This is a genomic window from Streptomyces parvus (assembly GCF_032121415.1).
In the GTDB taxonomy this organism is placed as follows: domain Bacteria; phylum Actinomycetota; class Actinomycetes; order Streptomycetales; family Streptomycetaceae; genus Streptomyces; species Streptomyces globisporus_A.
Genome location: NZ_CP135079.1, coordinates 1,081,890 through 1,097,370 on the forward strand (window position 1 = coordinate 1,081,890; position 15,481 = coordinate 1,097,370).

The following is a 15,481-nucleotide window of genomic DNA, read 5'->3' on the forward strand; positions in this document are numbered from 1 at the left end:
GGGGCGAGGATGCGGGGTCGCAGGAAGCCGCCCGTCGCCCCTCTTCCCCAGCGGGACGGGATCGATGCCGTACGGGTGCGGCTTCCGGAGGACCCCGAAGGGCTCTGGGCCACCGTCGGGGAGCATCTGGTCGCCCGGTTCGGCGGGGCGGTCGGGGCGGACCGGGTGGCCGCGATGCTGGATGCCGGGCGGTTCGTGGGGGCCGACGGGGTCGCCGTGCGGGGCTCGCAGCCGTACGCCGCCGGGCGGTGTCTCTGGTTCCACCGGGACTTCGCGCCCGAGGAGCCGGTGCCCTTCCCGGTCGGGGTGGTGTACCGGGACGAGCGGATCGTGGTCGCGGACAAGCCGCACTTCCTGGCGACGACGCCCCGGGGGCGGCACATCACCCAGACCGCGGTGGCCCGGCTGCGGCGGGAGCTGGAGCTGCCCGCCCTCCAGCCCGCGCACCGGCTGGACCGGCTGACGGCGGGGCTGGTGCTGTTCGTGGTGCGGCCGGAGGACCGGGGGGCGTACCAGACGCTGTTCCGGGACCGGCGGGTGAAGAAGGAGTACGAGGCGCTTGCACCGTACGACCCCGGTGTGGCCCTTCCCCGGACCGTACGCAGCCGGATCGTGAAGGAACGCGGGGTGCTCGCCGCCCGGGAGGAGCCGGGCGAGGCGAACAGTGAGAGCCGGGTTGAGCTGGTGGAGCACCGGGGCGGGGTCGGGCGGTACCGACTGCTGCCGGCGACGGGGCGGACGCATCAGCTGCGCGTCCATATGAACGCCCTGGGGCTGCCGATCGTCCACGATCCGCTGTATCCGGTGGTGGTGGCGGAGGGGGCCGCCGACGATTTCTCGCAACCGCTGCAGTTGCTGGCGCGGGTGCTGGAGTTCACCGATCCGGTCGGCGGGGAGCCGCGTCGCTTCGCGAGCGCACTGCGGCTCTCCGCCTGGCCGGAGGGGTGAGGCGGGCGGCGTTCAGTGGCCGCGCTTGATCCACTCGTCGAGCTGCGGGGCCTCCGCGCCGATGGTGGTGGGGTCGCCGTGGCCGGTGCGGACCTCGGTGTCGCCCGGGAGCGTGAGCAGCCGGTCCCGGATCGAGTCGATGATCGTGGGGAACGACGAGAAGGACCGGCCGGTGGCGCCCGGGCCGCCCTGGAAGAGGGTGTCGCCGGTGAAGACGGTGCCCAGCCCGGGGGCGTACAGGCAGACCGCGCCGGGGGCGTGGCCCGGCGTGTGCAGGACCCTGAGCGTGGTGCCCGCCACGGTGAGTTCCTGGCCGTCGGTGAGGGCGCCGTCGGGGGTGTGCTCCGGGTGGGTCTGCAGCCAGAGCGGCAGGTCGTCCGGGTGGAGCAGGATCGGGGCGCCGGTGGCCGCCGAAAGGGCGGGGGCGGCGTCGATGTGGTCGTTGTGCGCGTGGGTGCAGACGATGGCGCGCAGCGTACGGCCGCCGAGCGCGGCCTCGATGGCGGCGGCGTCGTGAGCGGCGTCGATGACGATCGCCTCGGTGTCGTCGCCGACGATCCAGACGTTGTTGTCGACGTCCCACTCGCCGCCGTCGAGGGCGAAGGTGCCGGAGGTGACCAGGTGGTCGATGCGGGCGGTCATCAGAAGACCACCACCGAGCGGAGGACGTCGCCGTCGTGCATGCGGGCGAAGGCCTGCTCGATGTCGCCGAGTCCGATGGTCTCGGTGACGAAGGCGGCGAGGTCGAGGCGGCCCTGCTGGTGGAGGTCGACGAGCATGGGGAAGTCACGGGAGGGCAGGCAGTCGCCGTACCAGGAGGACTTGAGGGAGCCGCCGCGGCCGAAGACGTCCAGGAGCGGCAGTTCGAGCTTCATGTCGGGGGTGGGAACGCCGACGAGGACGACCGTTCCGGCGAGGTCGCGGGCGTAGAAGGCCTGTTCGTACGTTTCCGGGCGGCCGACGGCCTCGATGACGACATCGGCGCCGTTGCCGCCGGTGAGGGCGCGGATCGCCTCGACGGGGTCGTCGGCGCTGGAGTTGACGGTGTGGGTGGCGCCCATCTTCTTCGCCGTCTCCAGCTTGCGGTCGTCGATGTCGACCGCGATGATCTTCGCCGCGCCGGCCAGCCGGGATCCGGCGATGGCCGCGTCGCCGACGCCGCCGCAGCCGATGACGGCGACGGAATCACCGCGGCCGACCTGACCGGTGTTGATGGCGGCGCCGATGCCCGCCATCACGCCGCAGCCGAGCAGTCCGGCGACCTCGGGGGCGACCTCGGGGTCGACCTTGGTGCACTGGCCGGAGGCGACGAGGGTCTTCTCGGCGAACGCGCCGATGCCCAGGGCGGGCGACAGCTCCGTGCCGTCCAGCAGCGTCATCTTCTGCTTGGCGTTGTGGGTGTCGAAGCAGTACCAGGGGCGGCCGCGCAGACAGGCACGGCACTGGCCGCACACGGCACGCCAGTTGAGGATGACGAAGTCGCCGGGGGCGACGTCCGTGACGCCTTCGCCGACCGACTCCACGACACCGGCGGCCTCGTGGCCGAGGAGGAAGGGGAACTCGTCGTTGATGCCGCCCTGCTTGTAGTGCAGGTCGGTGTGGCAGACGCCGCACGCCTGGATCTTCACGACGGCCTCGCCGGGTCCGGGGTCCGGGATCACGATCGTCTCGACCCTGACCGGCTCGTTCCTGCCCGGTGCGATGACCGCCTGCACCTGCTGTGACATATCCGTGCTCTCCCTGCTCCCGCGCTTCGCGAAGATCGATCGCGGACCACCGTACGCCTTGGGAGACCCGCTACGGAGCGAGGACGTCCAGTTCGTGCAGGGCGCCGACCGCGATCTCCTTGGTGATCCGCTCGGCGGCCTCCGGGTCGCCCTCGCGGACCGCTTCGGCGAGGCGGACGTGCAGGGTGACGGCGGCCGGGTCGGGGTCCTCGAACATCACCTGGTGGTGGGTGCGGCCCGCGAGGACCTCGGCGACGACGTCCCCGAGGCGGGCGAACATCTCGTTGCCGGAGGCGTTGAGGACGATGCGGTGGAAGGCGATGTCGTGTTCGAGGTAGCCCTCCAGCTGCTGGCCGCGCGAGGTGGCGACCATGCCGAGGGCGCGTTCGGTCAGCTCGGCGCACTGTTCGGCGGTGGCGTTGCGGGCGGCGAGAGAGGCGGCGACCGGCTCGATCGCGGAGCGCAGCACGGTGAGGGAGCGCAGCTGGCGGGGGCGGTCGGCGCCGGCCAGGCGCCAGCGGATGACCTGGGGGTCGTACACGTTCCACGTCTCGGTGGGGCGGACCGTCACGCCGACGCGGCGGCGGGACTCGACCAGGTGCATCGACTCCAGGACCCGGACGACTTCGCGGATCACCGTACGAGAGACGTCGAAGCGCTGGGCGAGCTCGTCGGTGCGCAGCACGCTGCCGGGCGGGCACTGGCCGGAGGAGATCTCCAGACCCAGGGTGTCCAGCACATGTGTATGCAGCCCCTGGCTCTGTGTGGTCATGGGTCAAGCCTACGGGGCGGCCCTCGGGAAGAAAAAGTACGACGTTTGCGTCACAGGCTCTTGAATAAGTCGTACCTAATAGGTTTCAGTAGCGCGACGGACCGATGTCGAAGAAGACAGCGAGACACCCCCATGAACACCGCATCCCCCGCAAGCACCCCCCACGTCGTCGTGGTGATGGGCGTAGCAGGAACCGGCAAGACCACGATCGGGCCCCTGCTCGCCGCCCAACTCGGCGTTCCGTACGCCGAGGGCGACGATTTCCATCCCCCGGCGAACATCGCCAAGATGTCGGCCGGCACCCCCCTGGACGACGACGACCGCTGGCCCTGGCTGGACGCCATCGGTGAGTGGGCGCACGGGCGGGCGAGGCTCGGCGGGGTCGTCTCCAGCTCCGCGCTCAAGCGGGTCTACCGGGACCGGCTGCGGGACGGGGCGCCGGACGCCGTTTTCCTGCATCTCACCGGTGACCGGGCGCTGATCGAGGAGCGGATGGCGGACCGCAAGGGCCACTTCATGCCCACCGCGCTGCTCGACTCGCAGTTCGCGACGTTGCAGCCGCTCCAGGCCGACGAGGCCGGGGTGAGTGTCGACGTGTCCGGCACCCCCGAGGAAATCACCCAGCGAGCCGCCGCCGCGCTGCGCCGGCTCGACAGTTAAGGACCATCACCGTGACCAGTCTCAGCGTCGAGATGCTGGCAGCGGACGCCGCCGAACCGATCACCTCGGCAGGCAACGCTCAGTTGGGCATCGCCGTCCTGGCGGGTATCGCCGTCATCGTTCTCCTCATCACCAAGCTCAAGATGCACGCGTTCCTGGCGCTGACCATCGGTTCGCTGGCGCTCGGCTCCTTCGCCGGAGCCGCCCCGGGCGACACGATTCTCAGCTTCACCGCGGGCCTCGGCTCCACCGTCTCGGGCGTGGGCGTCCTCATCGCGCTCGGCGCGATCCTCGGCAAGCTGCTCGCCGACTCCGGCGGGGCCGACCAGGTCGTCGACACCATCCTGGCGAAGGCCGGCGGCCGGGCCATGCCCTGGGCGATGGTCCTCATCGCCTCGATCATCGGGCTGCCGCTGTTCTTCGAGGTCGGGATCGTACTGATGATCCCGGTCGTGCTGCTCGTCGCCAAGCGCGGCAACTACTCCCTGATGCGGATCGGCATCCCCGCGCTCGCCGGGCTCTCGGTGATGCACGGGCTGATCCCGCCGCACCCCGGCCCGCTGGTCGCGATCGACGCCCTGGACGCCAACCTCGGTGTGACGCTGGCGCTCGGTGTGCTGGTCGCCATCCCGACGGTGATCATCGCCGGTCCGGTCTTCTCCCGTTACGCCGCGCGCTGGGTGGACATCAAGCCGCCGGAGAACATGATCCCGCAGCGTCCCTCCGAGGAGCTGGACCGCCGTCCGAGCTTCGGCGCCACCCTGGCGACGATCCTGCTGCCGGTCGTCCTGATGCTGCTGAACGCGCTCGTCGAGATCGTGGTCGACAACCCGGAGAACGGTCTCCAGAAGGTCACCATGGTCATCGGTTCGCCGCTGATCGCCCTGCTCGCGGCCGTGCTGGTCGGGATGTTCACGCTCGGCCGGGCCGCCGGGTTCACCAAGGACCGGCTGGCCGGCACCGTGGAGAAGTCCCTCGCCCCGATCGCCGGGATCCTGCTCATCGTCGGCGCGGGCGGCGGCTTCAAGCAGACGCTGATCGACGCCGGGGTGGGCCAGATGATCCTGGACTTCTCCGAGAACTGGTCGATCCCCGCCCTGCTGCTGGGCTGGCTGATAGCCGTCGCGATCCGCCTCGCCACCGGCTCGGCCACGGTCGCGACGATCTCGGCCGCCGGTCTGGTCGCCCCGCTCGCCGCCGACATGTCGACCTCGCACGCGGCGCTGCTGGTGCTGGCCGTCGGCGCCGGTTCGCTCTTCTTCAGCCATGTGAACGACGCCGGGTTCTGGCTGGTGAAGGAGTACTTCGGCATGAACGTCGGCCAGACGATCAAGACCTGGTCGGTGATGGAGACGATCATCTCCGTGGTCGCCCTGGCCTTCATCCTGCTGCTGTCGCTGTTGCTGTAGCCGGTTTGGTACGGCAGTACGCGAAACGCCCGCCCCGGGGGTACGCCACCGGGGCGGGCGTGCGCGTGCGTACGTTGCGTGTACGGGGGTGTCAGCGGCGGACCGCCTCGCTCTCGGCCGCCTTCTCCAGCTGGAACGCCTCGTTGCCGAGGCCGATCCGGGCGTGCACCTCGGGCTTGACCGAGCGCAGCACCGCCCCGTACACCAGGCCGCCGACGAGGGCGAGGATGATCACGCCGGGGAGCAGCCAGTTGAGGGCCGAGCCGGGGCCGGAGCCGACGAGGACGTCGAAGTCGCGGACGGTGAAGACGGCGATCGCCAGGAGCGCGAGTCCGGCGAGTGCGGAGGCGACCAGGCGCGGGGCCTGCGCACGGCCCGCGCCGCGCTTGACGAAGAAGGCGATGACGGCGAAGGAGGCGGCGGCCATCAGCAGGATGACGCCGAGCGCGCCGACGTTGCCCATCCAGGTGAACAGCCGCAGGACGGGGGCGGTGGGGTCGCCGACCGGGTTGTCGTCGGTGAACGCGAACGCCGCGATGATCACGACGGAGACGGCGGACTGGAGCAGCGAACCGGTGCCGGGAGCGCCGCTCGCCCGGTTGGTGCGACCGAAGCCGGCGGGCAGCAGGCCCTCGCGGCCCATCGCGAACGCGTAGCGGGCCACGACGTTGTGGAAGCTGAGGAGCGCCGCGAACATCCCGGTGACGAAGAGGATGTGCAGCACGTCGGTGAAGGTGGAGCCGACCCGCTCCTCGGTGAGGCCGAACAGCATGCCGGGGCCCTCCTTGAGGGAGGTGTCGGCGATGGAGCCGGGTCCGGCGGCCACCGTCAGGGCCCAGGAGCTGATGGCCAGGAACAGCGCGGCGTAGCCCACTGCGAGGAACATCACCCGGGAGACCACGATCTGCGGGCGGCTGGTCTCCTCCGCGTACACGGGGGCCTGCTCGAAGCCGACGAACGCGGCGATGCAGAAGCAGAGCGCGGTGCCGAGCCCTGCGCCGGTGAGGGTCTCGGGGTTGAAGGCGTGCAGCGACAGGCCCTCGGGGCCCGGCTTGCTCACGGCGGCGATGTCGAAGACCACGACGAGGGCGCACTCGATGACCAGCAGGACGCCGAGGACCTTGGCGTTGAGGTCGATCTTCAGCCAGCCGAGGACGCCGACGACGGCCGCCGAGACCAGGGCCGGTATCCACCACGCCAGTTCGATGTCGAGGTAGGTGGCGAAGATGCCGGAGACCTCGAAGCCGAGGATCCCGTAGATGCCGACCTGCATGGCGCTGTACGCCACCAGCGCCACGAGCGACGCCCCCGCTCCGGCGGTCGGGCCGAGCCCCCGGGCGATGTACGCGTAGAACGCCCCGGCGTTGTGGACGTGCCGGCTCATCTCCGCGTAACCGACGCTGAACAGCATCAGGACGAGGCCCAGGATGATGTAGAGCAGCGGCTGGCCGACGATGCCCATCACGCCGAAGACCGTGGGCATGACCCCGGCGACCACCATCAGCGGGGCGCTGGCCGCGACCACCGAGAGCAGGAGGCCGGGGGTGCCGAGCCGGTCGGCGCGCAGCGCGCGTTCCTCGCCCTTGTAGGTGTTGATCGCGCCGGTATCGGCCGTCTTCCTGGTGGTTCCGGTCTCGCTGGAAAATGAACTGCCGGTCGGCATGGCGGGATGGGTCCCTTTCTCGTGGTTCCTCGCAGTGGGGTGGTGCCCTTCGTGCCGCGTTCCGTGCTTCACGGGGTGCCGAGTGCGTACGTGCGCGCGGCCGTGAACGCCGCGTGGGGTTCCCGGCCGGAGTACGACCAGGGCGCGGGGGTGGCGTAGGAGCCGATGCGGTGGAAGAGGGCGGCGGCCTCGGCGGGCCGGCCCTCGCAGACCTTGGCGTGGGCCAGGAAGTTCAGGTCGAGGCGGTGGCGCGGGTGGTCGTCGCGCTCCCACTCCAACCACCAGTCGAAGGCGGCCTTCATCACCTGGCGGGCCCGGCGGCCGGACCAGTGCTCGGAGCGCGCCGGGTCGTCGGGCTCGATGCCGGCGGCGACCAGGACGCGGTAGCGCTCGGCGTGGGCGACGACCGGGAGCACGGCCAGCGGGGAGTCGGCGGGGGCCAGTTCGGCGGCCCAGGCAGCGAAGTCGTACACCTCGTGGAGCGGGTCGTGGCCGCTCGCGGGATTGCTCTCGGCCAGCAGCGCGGTCATCACATGGTGGGCGTGGTGGTGGTCGGGGTGGCGGGAGCGCACCTCCTCGAAGAGCCTGCCGGTCTCGTCCGCGCCGTCGTCGCGGCCCCGGTCCAGGAGGAGCAGCGCGAGCCACGGGGTGGGGTCGTCGGGGGTGAGGCGGGCGGCGGCCAGGCAGGCTTCCCGGGCGCGGACGGCATCGTTCGCCCTGGCCTTGGGCCGCAGCGCGCGCACGACCCGGGCGCAGGCGAGGAGGAGAGCCGCGTCGGCGCTCTCGGGTTCGACGAGCAGCCAGTCACCGGCCCAGTCCTCGGCGGACGAGGTCTCGGCCAGAGCAAGGACGCGATGCCCGCGGCGGTCCCAGTCCCTGCCGGTGGCCACCAGCAGGGTGCGCGCCTCGGACCATCTGCCCTGAACGAACTGGCCGCGTGCGGCGATGAGTTCGTCGTCGTCGAGGGCGGGGTCGAAGACGTGGTCCGAGCGGCTGCCCCGACGGCGGGAGCGACCCAGGGGCGGCGGGGGCGGGGGCATGCCGCTGGCTTCTTTCGATGCGGTGTGCGAGCAGATGATCGCGCACAGCAAAGCGGCAGGCCATGCCCCACGTCAAGGGGCACCCTCCGGCAACTGCTCCGTCTCCTCGGCCAGTTGGCTGGATCTGGTCGACCGTCGACCGTATCGGCCCAGCGTGCGGGTGGGCGGGCGGGGCGGGGTGACGCCTGACACACTGCGTGCATGGAGCCTCGTGAACCCCTCGCCCCCTTCCTTCTCGCCTTTCCCGGGCCGTTGCGCGACCGGTTGGTGGCGGCGGTCCTGTCCGGCGAGAAGGTGTCCACCACCGGTCTGCTGTGCGAGTACGAGCTGGAGCAGGAGGAGTTGCCTCCGGTGGGCGAACGCTCCGCGCTGATCGACTCGGACGGCCGGGAGGTGGCGGTGGTCGAGGTGACCGAGGTACGGGTGCTGCCGCTGGGGGCCGTCGACCTGCAGCACGCGCTGGACGAGGGTGAGGGGTACACGTCGGTGGCGGAGTGGCGGGCGGGGCACGAGCGGTTCTGGCACAGCGAGGAGATGCGGGAGGCGTTGGGGGATCCGTCGTTCACGGTGGACGACGGGACGATGATCGTCGCCGAGCGGTTTCGGGTGGTGGAGCGGCTGGGGTGACTGCCGGGGCTCCGCCCCGGACCCCGCTCCTCCATCGCCGGAGCGGCCGAAAACCTGCCGGGAGAGCTCAGAGCGCCTGTGCCGCTGCCCTGCCTGCCGCCCTGCCCGAGAAGATGCAGCCGCCCAGGAACGTACCCTCCAGGGAGCGGTAGCCGTGGACTCCGCCGCCGCCGAAGCCCGCCGCCTCGCCCGCGGCGTACAGGCCGGGGAGCGGGGTGCCCTCGGCGGTCAGGACGCGGGAGGACAGGTCCGTCTCCAGGCCGCCCAGAGACTTGCGGGTGAGGATGTTGAGGCGGACGGCGATCAGCGGGCCCGCCGCCGGGTCCAGGATCCGGTGCGGCTTCACCGTGCGGATCAGGCGGTCGCCCAGGTAGGCGCGGGCCCCGTGGATCGCGGTGACCTGGAGGTCCTTGGTGAACGGGTTGGCGGTCTCGCGGTCCCGGGCGGTGATCTCGCGGCGCAGATCGGCCGCGTCGATCAGGCCGTCGCCCGTCACCGCGTTCATGCCCCGGACGAGGGCGTCGAGATCCTTCTCCACGACGAAGTCCGCGCCGTGGTCCATGAACGCCTTCACCGGTGCGGGCACGTCCGCGCGGGCCCGGCCGATCACGTCGCGGACGGACTTGCCGGTCAGGTCGGGGTTCTGCTCGGAGCCCGAGAGCGCGAACTCCTTGCCGATGATGCGCTGGTTGAGCACGAACCAGGTGTAGCCGTGGCCCGAGCCCATGATGTGTTCCAGGGTGCCGAGCGTGTCGAAACCGGGGAAGAGCGGGACCGGCAGCCGTTTGCCGCGCGCGTCCAGCCAGAGGGACGAGGGGCCGGGCAGGATCCGGATTCCGTGCTTGGCCCAGATCGGGTTCCAGTTCTCGATGCCCTCGGTGTAGTGCCACATCCGGTCGCTGTTGATGTGGTGCGCGCCCGCCTTCTCGGCGATGCCGAGCATCAGCCCGTCGACATGGGCGGGGACGCCGGAGAGCATCTTCTCGGGCGGGGTGCCGAGCCGCTCGGGCCACTGGGCGCGGACCAGGTCGTGGTTGCCGCCGATGCCGCCCGAGGTGACGATCACCGCCTGGGCCTTCAGCTCGAAGGCGCCGGTGGCCTCCCGGCTGCTCGCGGTACCGCGTTCGGCGGTGCTGGGCTCCAGGATCTCGCCGGTGACCGTGTCGAGCGCCCCGGCCGTGCGGGCGAGGCCGGTGACCCGGTGGCGGAACCGCAGCTGGACGAGCCCCTTGGCGACGCCCTCGCGGACCCGGCGCTCGAAGGGGGCGACGACACCCGGGCCGGTGCCCCAGGTGATGTGGAAGCGGGGGACGGAGTTGCCGTGGCCGGTCGCGTCGTAGCCGCCGCGTTCCGCCCAGCCGACGACCGGGAAGAGCCGCAGCCCCTGCTGGTGCAGCCAGGAACGCTTCTCACCGGCGGCGAAGTCGACGTACGCCTCGGCCCATTCGCGCGGCCAGCGGTCCTCCTCCTCGCGGTCGAAGCCCGCGGTGCCGAACCAGTCCTGGAGGGCCAGTTCCCGGCTGTCCTTGATCCGCAGCCGGCGCTGTTCGGGCGAGTCCACGAAGAAGAGCCCGCCGAAGGACCAGTGCGCCTGGCCGCCGATGGACTGCTCGGGCTCCTGGTCGAGGAGGATCACGGAACGGCCGGCGTCGACCAGTTCGGCGGTGGCCACGAGCCCGGCGAGTCCTGCCCCGATCACGATCACATCAGCGTCGTACGCCATGGGTTCCATCCTGTCGGGGAGGGGCGAGCCGGGAGACAAGTTACCCGTGCGTCAGATCTTGGATACCCGTCGCTGCCACGTCAACCGTCCCGGTGCTGTTGGATGAAACGCATGACGCCCTCTGACGAGATTCTGGACATCGTCGACGAGAACGACGAGGTCATCGGGCAGGCACCGCGCGGCGAGGCGACCGCGCGGGGGTTGCGGCACCGCTGCGTGTTCATCGAGGTGCGGGACGCGGAGGGGCGGACCTTCGTCCACCGGCGTACGGCCACGAAGCCGGTCTTCCCCTCGCGTTACGACATGTTCGTCGGCGGGGTCGTGGGCGCGGGCGAGTCGTACGACGAGGCGGCGCTGCGCGAGGCGGAGGAGGAGCTGGGCGTCTCGGGGCTTCCGCGGCCCGAACCGCTGTTCCGGTTCCTGTACGCCGACGGTGAGCACACCTGGTGGTCGGCCGTCTATCAGGTGCGGTGCGAGCTGCCGGTCTCCCCGCAGGTGGAGGAGGTCGCCTGGCACGCGTTCCTGGACGACGCCGAGCTGGAGCGGCGGCTCGGCGAGTGGCCCTGGGTGCCCGACGGTCTGGAGGCGCACCGGCGGCTGCGAAAGCTCCGGGCGGGCTGACCGGGCCCGTGCCGCGCGCACGGCCTGATCGGCAGGACACCCCCTAGGGTTCCCGTGTGAACAAGATCGCGCAGAGTGTACGGCTGTGGTTCGCGCCGCAGCGGATCCGGGAGGAGGGGGACACCCCCGACTACCGGTTCTCGCTGGCCAACGAGCGGACGTTCCTCGCCTGGATCCGGACGGCTCTGGCCCTGATCGGCGGGGGTTTCGCCGTCGATCAGTTCCTGCCGGAGCTGGTGTGGGGCGTCCGGGCCGGGCTCGCGCTCGGGCTGCTGGCCGCCGGGGTGCTCTGCGCACTGCGGGCGGTCAACCACTGGGTGCGGTGCGAGCGGGCGATGCGGCGGGGCGAGGACCTGCCGGTGTCCCGGTTCCCGACCCTGCTGAGTCTGGTGGTCGCCGTCGTCGCCGTGGCGATGGTGGTGGTGGTCCTCTTCGGCTGGGAGGGCGTGTGACGGCGGCGGACCGGGATCCGGGGCTGCAGCCGGAGCGGACGCGGCTGGCCTGGCGGCGCACGACGCTGACGGCCACCGTGGTCGCGCTCCTCGCGGGGCGGCAGGCGCTGCACAGCGGGGCGGCCCCGGCGGCGCTGGTCGCGGTGGCGCTGAGCGCGCTGGCCTGGCTGGGGTTCCTGAGGGTCGCCCACCGCCGGGTGACCGCGCTGGGAGTGGCGCGGCCCGAGCAGTTCGCGGCGCGCGGGGCCCTGGCGGCGGCGCTGTGCACGGTGGCGCTGGCGGTGTTCGCGGCGGCGATGCTGTTCTGACGCCCCGGGCGCTGTGGCGGCCCGGGGCGCTGTCCCGTCCCCTACGCGTCCCAGTCCACCGTGACCACGATCTTGCCCCGGGTCCGCCCCTCCTGGTTGAGCCGGTACGCATCGGCGGCCTCCTCCAGCGGGAACACCCGGTCCACGTGGACGGTGACGATCCCCCGCTCGGCCAGCTCCGCGACCTGGGCCAGGTCCGCCGCGTCGGGGCGGACGAAGGCGTAGCGGCCGCCGTAGGAGAAGACCTCGTCGTCCGCGATGGAGGCGAGCCGGCCGCCCGGGGCGAGGGTCTCGGCGGAGGCTTTCAGGGCGTCGCCGCCCACCGTGTCGAAGGAGGCGTCGAAGCCCTCGGGGACCAGTTCCCGCAGCCGTTCGACGAGGCCCTCGCCGTACTCCACCGGCTCCGCGCCCAGGCTCCGCAGGTGCTCGTGGTTGCGGGGGCTCGCGGTGCCGACGACCCGGCAGCCGGTGTGCCGGGCGATCTGGACGGCGAGCGATCCGACGCCCCCGGCCGCCGCGTGGACCAGGACCGTGTCGCCCTCGCGGACCTTCAGGGTGCGGTGCAGCACCTGGTACGCGGTCAGCCCGGCCAGCGGCAGGCCCGCCGACTCCTCGAAGCTCAGGCTCAGGGGCTTGCGGGCGAGGGTGCGCACGGGGGCGGCGACGTACTCGGCGAACGTACCGCGGGAGAGGAAGTCCTCGCGTACGTAGCCGATGACCTCGTCGCCCACCGCGAACTCGTCGACGGCGACGCCCGGTTGCACGACGACCCCGGAGACGTCCCAGCCGGGGATCACCGGGAAGACGGCGTCGAGGGCGCCTTGGAGGTAGCCCTCGCGGGCCTTCCAGTCGACCGGGTTGACGGCGGCTGCCCGCACCTTCACCAGGACGCTGTCGGGGCCGACCTTGGGGTCGGGACGCTCGCCGTACTCCATGACGTCGGCGGAGCCGTACGCGCTGTAGCTGATCGCCTTCATCCCTCGACCTTCCGCGCAGGCGGGGGTCGCCGCAACTCAGGCGGTACGGCCGTGGGCCCCGCCCTCACCAGCGCGGGACCGCCGGCGTCGTCCAGTCCGGGTCGGCGACGCGCATCGCCGCCGCGTCGTCGCGTTCGCGGTGGGTACCGTCGTCGTCCAGCCAGCGGCGGTGCAGGGCGGCGAGGCGGTCGCGGTCCAGTTCGACGCCGAGTCCCGGGGCGTCGGAGACCGTCAGCCGTCCGCCGGTGAAGGTGTGGCGCTCGGCGATGACGTCCTCGGTCTGCCAGGGGTAGTGGCTGTCGCAGGCGTACGCGAGGTCGGGCACCGTGGCGGCGACGTGGGTCATCGCGGCGAGGCTGACGCCGAGGTGGGTGTTGGAGTGCATGGAGAGTCCGACACCGAACGTGCGGCAGATGGCCGCCAGCTCCCGGGTGCGGCGCAGTCCGCCCCAGTAGTGGTGGTCGCTCAGGACGATCTGGACGGCGTCGCGGGCGAACGCCCCGGGGACCTCGGCCAGGGTGGTGACGCACATGTTGGTGGCGAGCGGGACGTCGGTGGAGGCGGCGACGGCGGCCATGCCATCGGCTCCGCTGGTGGGGTCCTCCAGGTATTCGAGGACGTCCTTCAGCTGGTCGGCGACGTACAGCGAGGTGGGGACGGACCATGCGCCGTTCGGGTCCAGGCGCAGCGGGCGGCCGGGGAACGCCTCGGCCAGCGCGCGGATCGCGGCGATCTCCCGGTCGGGCTCGAAGACACCGCCCTTGAGCTTGAAGGAGCCGAAGCCGTAGGTGTCGGCGAAGCGCCGGGCCTGGGCGACCACGCCGGCCGGGTCGAGCGCCGCACCCCAGTCGTCGCGCTCGCCGGAGGCGGGGTGGGCGGCCCAGCGGTAGAAGAGGTACGCGCTGTACTCGACGCTGTCGCGGACCCTGCCGCCCAGCAGCGCGTGCACCGGCAGGCCCTGGGCCTTGCCGAGGGCGTCCAGGCAGGCGACCTCGAAGGCGGAGACGGCCGAGAGCCGGATCTTCCCGGCGTTCCTGACCCCGCGCAGCCCTCCGGCGTCGACCCCGTCGTCGGCGGCGCGCGATCCGTCGCACACCTCGTCGGCCAGGGCGAACAACCCGTTCAGATCGGTGACCGCCCGGCCCGGGAGCGCCTCGGCGAGGGAGCGTGCGGCCTCCAGGTAGGCGCCGTCGCCGTACGTCTCCCCCACGCCGGTGGTTCCGTCCCGGGTGACGACCTCCACGATCAGGCGCGGGGTGTAGGGCTGGTGGACGCCCTGCGTGTTCAGCAGGGGCGGATCGGACACGAGGATCGGGGTGAGCCGGATGTCTTCGATCACCAGAGCTGTATTCATACGTGAACTGTATTCAAGGATACGTTTCATCACCAGAGTGCGAACGTCTTCCCGGGCGGCAGATCCCGAAGGGCACTGGACGACATACCGACTGGTCGGCATCATGGTTTCCGATCGTTCCGTCACCTCGTCCGGTCACCTCGTTCCGTCGCCAGTCGCCCGGAGGTACGCACCATGAGCTCAGCCCCCCCACCAGGTCTCGACCCGGAGCTGCTGCGCGTCCATCTCGACCGCGAGCGACCGGGGCTGGTGAGCGGACCCCTCGAAGCGCGGCTCATCGAGGGCGGCCGCTCGAACCTGACGTACGTCGTCGGCGACGGGACCGGGCAGTGGGTGGTGCGCAGGCCTCCGCTCGGCCATGTGCTGGCCACCGCGCACGACATGACGCGCGAGCACCGCGTGATCAGCGGTCTGCACCCGACCGCCGTCCCCGTGCCGGAGCCGCTGCTGCTCTGCGAGGACGACTCGGTGATCGGCGCGCCGTTCTACGTGATGGAGTACGTCGAGGGCACCCCGTACCGCACCGCCGAGCAGCTCGCCCCACTCGGCCCCGAGCGCACTCGGGCCGCGGTCCTCGGGCTCGTCGACACCCTGGTCGACCTGCACGCCGTGGACCCGGATGCGGTCGGGCTCGGGGACTTCGGGCGGCCCGAGGGCTTCCTGGACCGGCAGTTGCGGCGCTGGGGCAAGCAGTTGGACGCCTCCCGCAACCGTGACCTGGCGGGCATCGACGAGCTGCACGCCGCGCTCGGCCGCGCGCTGCCCTCCTCCCCAGCGCCCACCGTCGTCCACGGCGACTACCGCCTGGACAACGTCCTGATCGGCTCCGACGACCGCATCAAGGCCGTGCTCGACTGGGAGATGTCCACCCTCGGCGATCCGCTGACCGACCTCGGGCTGCTCGTGATGTACAGCTCCGACCTCGGTCTGCCGAAGTCGCCCGTCTCCACCACCAGCGGGGCGGCCGGGCACCCGTCCCCCGCCGAACTGATCGAGCGCTACGCGGCCCGCTCCGGCCGGGACGCCTCCGCCATCTCCTGGTACACCGCGTTCGCGTGGTTCAAGCTCGCCGTGATCCTGGAGGGCATCCACTACCGCTACACCCTCGGCCAGACCGTCGGCGCGGGCTTCGACCGGATCGGCGAGCTGGTCCCCGTCTTCATCGCGCACGGCCTCACCACCCTCCAGGAAGGCTGAACC

16 protein-coding genes are annotated in these 15,481 nt (G+C 71.8%); 8 read left to right on the plus strand and 8 right to left on the minus strand.

The features are described from left to right. Positions 1-9: 9 nt before the first annotated feature. Positions 10-948: an RluA family pseudouridine synthase gene (locus tag RNL97_RS05935; protein WP_313750449.1), complete on the plus strand. Its 939-nt coding sequence runs from the start codon at positions 10-12 to the stop codon at positions 946-948. Positions 949-960: 12 nt separating this feature from the next. Here the strand turns inward: RNL97_RS05935 and RNL97_RS05940 are convergent, their stop codons facing one another. The 3 genes from RNL97_RS05940 to RNL97_RS05950 all read right to left on the minus strand — a co-directional run bounded on the left by RNL97_RS05940 (position 961) and on the right by RNL97_RS05950 (position 3,447). Then, entirely contained in the window at positions 961-1,590 is a 630-nt protein-coding gene (locus tag RNL97_RS05940; protein WP_030590126.1) for an MBL fold metallo-hydrolase, read from the minus strand. Continuing rightward, a complete protein-coding gene (locus tag RNL97_RS05945) occupies positions 1,590-2,675 on the minus strand; it encodes an S-(hydroxymethyl)mycothiol dehydrogenase (protein ID WP_313750450.1) in 1,086 nt (361 codons plus the stop codon). The genes RNL97_RS05940 and RNL97_RS05945 overlap by 1 nt, the downstream gene beginning before the upstream one ends. 70 nt (positions 2,676-2,745) lie before the next feature. Next, positions 2,746-3,447 carry a FadR/GntR family transcriptional regulator gene (locus RNL97_RS05950; RefSeq protein ID WP_030590132.1) on the minus strand — a complete coding sequence of 234 codons (702 nt, stop codon included), beginning with the start codon at positions 3,445-3,447 and terminating at the stop codon, positions 2,746-2,748. A gap of 132 nt (positions 3,448-3,579) precedes the next feature. Here RNL97_RS05950 and RNL97_RS05955 point away from each other — a divergent pair, with 132 nt between their 5' ends. Continuing rightward, complete coding sequence (locus RNL97_RS05955) at positions 3,580-4,107, plus strand: gluconokinase (RefSeq protein ID WP_030590148.1); 528 nt, start codon at positions 3,580-3,582, stop codon at positions 4,105-4,107. 11 nt (positions 4,108-4,118) lie between these two features. Then, entirely contained in the window at positions 4,119-5,516 is a 1,398-nt protein-coding gene (locus RNL97_RS05960) for a GntP family permease (RefSeq protein ID WP_030590151.1), read from the plus strand. Positions 5,517-5,607: 91 nt separating this feature from the next. Here the strand turns inward: RNL97_RS05960 and RNL97_RS05965 are convergent, their stop codons facing one another. Both RNL97_RS05965 and RNL97_RS05970 read right to left on the minus strand, forming a co-directional pair. Further along, entirely contained in the window at positions 5,608-7,179 is a 1,572-nt protein-coding gene (locus RNL97_RS05965) for an APC family permease (protein ID WP_030590155.1), read from the minus strand. A gap of 68 nt (positions 7,180-7,247) precedes the next feature. Further along, a complete protein-coding gene (locus tag RNL97_RS05970; protein WP_313750451.1) occupies positions 7,248-8,219 on the minus strand; it encodes a hypothetical protein in 972 nt (323 codons plus the stop codon). A 201-nt stretch (positions 8,220-8,420) separates the two neighbouring features. Here RNL97_RS05970 and RNL97_RS05975 point away from each other — a divergent pair, with 201 nt between their 5' ends. Next, complete coding sequence (locus RNL97_RS05975) at positions 8,421-8,846, plus strand: ASCH domain-containing protein (protein ID WP_030590162.1); 426 nt, start codon at positions 8,421-8,423, stop codon at positions 8,844-8,846. A 67-nt stretch (positions 8,847-8,913) separates the two neighbouring features. Here RNL97_RS05975 and RNL97_RS05980 read toward each other — a convergent pair whose 3' ends face one another. Beyond that, on the minus strand, positions 8,914-10,569 hold the full coding sequence (locus tag RNL97_RS05980; protein WP_243313596.1) for an FAD-binding dehydrogenase: 1,656 nt from the start codon (positions 10,567-10,569) through the stop codon (positions 8,914-8,916). Between the two features lie 111 nt (positions 10,570-10,680). On the opposite strand from RNL97_RS05980, the gene RNL97_RS05985 reads away from it, so the two are divergent. From RNL97_RS05985 to RNL97_RS05995, 3 genes are read left to right on the plus strand one after another with little or no spacing between them, the layout of a single operon-like run. Beyond that, positions 10,681-11,190, plus strand: coding sequence for an NUDIX domain-containing protein (locus RNL97_RS05985; protein ID WP_243313598.1), 510 nt, complete (start codon positions 10,681-10,683; stop codon positions 11,188-11,190). A 56-nt stretch (positions 11,191-11,246) separates the two neighbouring features. After that, on the plus strand, positions 11,247-11,642 hold the full coding sequence (locus RNL97_RS05990) for a YidH family protein (protein WP_006123424.1): 396 nt from the start codon (positions 11,247-11,249) through the stop codon (positions 11,640-11,642). Further along, a complete protein-coding gene (locus RNL97_RS05995) occupies positions 11,639-11,950 on the plus strand; it encodes a DUF202 domain-containing protein (RefSeq protein ID WP_030590170.1) in 312 nt (103 codons plus the stop codon). Before RNL97_RS05990 ends, RNL97_RS05995 begins: the two co-directional genes overlap by 4 nt. A gap of 41 nt (positions 11,951-11,991) precedes the next feature. Here the strand turns inward: RNL97_RS05995 and RNL97_RS06000 are convergent, their stop codons facing one another. Then, positions 11,992-12,927, minus strand: coding sequence for an NADP-dependent oxidoreductase (locus tag RNL97_RS06000; protein WP_030590173.1), 936 nt, complete (start codon positions 12,925-12,927; stop codon positions 11,992-11,994). 64 nt (positions 12,928-12,991) lie between these two features. Beyond that, positions 12,992-14,281, minus strand: a complete 1,290-nt coding sequence (locus tag RNL97_RS06005; RefSeq protein WP_243313599.1) for a glucarate dehydratase family protein — start codon at positions 14,279-14,281, stop codon at positions 12,992-12,994. Positions 14,282-14,455: 174 nt separating this feature from the next. Here RNL97_RS06005 and RNL97_RS06010 point away from each other — a divergent pair, with 174 nt between their 5' ends. Next, the gene (locus RNL97_RS06010) at positions 14,456-15,478 is read left to right on the plus strand and encodes a phosphotransferase family protein (RefSeq protein ID WP_030590178.1); all 1,023 of its coding nucleotides are present in this window, start codon (positions 14,456-14,458) and stop codon (positions 15,476-15,478) included. Positions 15,479-15,481: the final 3 nt, after the last annotated feature.

Excerpts from the sequence above, each read along its gene's own strand:
- RNL97_RS06010 (WP_030590178.1), top strand. The coding sequence starts at position 14,456 with ATGAGCTCAGCCCCCCCACCAGGTCTCGACCCGGAGCTGCTGCGCGTC.
- RNL97_RS05950 (WP_030590132.1), bottom strand. The coding sequence starts at position 3,447 with ATGACCACACAGAGCCAGGGGCTGCATACACATGTGCTGGACACCCTG.
- RNL97_RS05985 (WP_243313598.1), top strand. The coding sequence starts at position 10,681 with ATGACGCCCTCTGACGAGATTCTGGACATCGTCGACGAGAACGACGAG.
- RNL97_RS05955 (WP_030590148.1), top strand. The coding sequence starts at position 3,580 with ATGAACACCGCATCCCCCGCAAGCACCCCCCACGTCGTCGTGGTGATG.
- RNL97_RS05945 (WP_313750450.1), bottom strand. The coding sequence starts at position 2,675 with ATGTCACAGCAGGTGCAGGCGGTCATCGCACCGGGCAGGAACGAGCCG.
- RNL97_RS05980 (WP_243313596.1), bottom strand. The coding sequence starts at position 10,569 with ATGGCGTACGACGCTGATGTGATCGTGATCGGGGCAGGACTCGCCGGG.
- RNL97_RS06005 (WP_243313599.1), bottom strand. The coding sequence starts at position 14,281 with ATGAATACAGCTCTGGTGATCGAAGACATCCGGCTCACCCCGATCCTC.
- RNL97_RS05970 (WP_313750451.1), bottom strand. The coding sequence starts at position 8,219 with ATGCCCCCGCCCCCGCCGCCCCTGGGTCGCTCCCGCCGTCGGGGCAGC.
- RNL97_RS05975 (WP_030590162.1), top strand. The coding sequence starts at position 8,421 with ATGGAGCCTCGTGAACCCCTCGCCCCCTTCCTTCTCGCCTTTCCCGGG.
- RNL97_RS06000 (WP_030590173.1), bottom strand. The coding sequence starts at position 12,927 with ATGAAGGCGATCAGCTACAGCGCGTACGGCTCCGCCGACGTCATGGAG.
- RNL97_RS05940 (WP_030590126.1), bottom strand. The coding sequence starts at position 1,590 with ATGACCGCCCGCATCGACCACCTGGTCACCTCCGGCACCTTCGCCCTC.
- RNL97_RS05935 (WP_313750449.1), top strand. The coding sequence starts at position 10 with ATGCGGGGTCGCAGGAAGCCGCCCGTCGCCCCTCTTCCCCAGCGGGAC.
- RNL97_RS05965 (WP_030590155.1), bottom strand. The coding sequence starts at position 7,179 with ATGCCGACCGGCAGTTCATTTTCCAGCGAGACCGGAACCACCAGGAAG.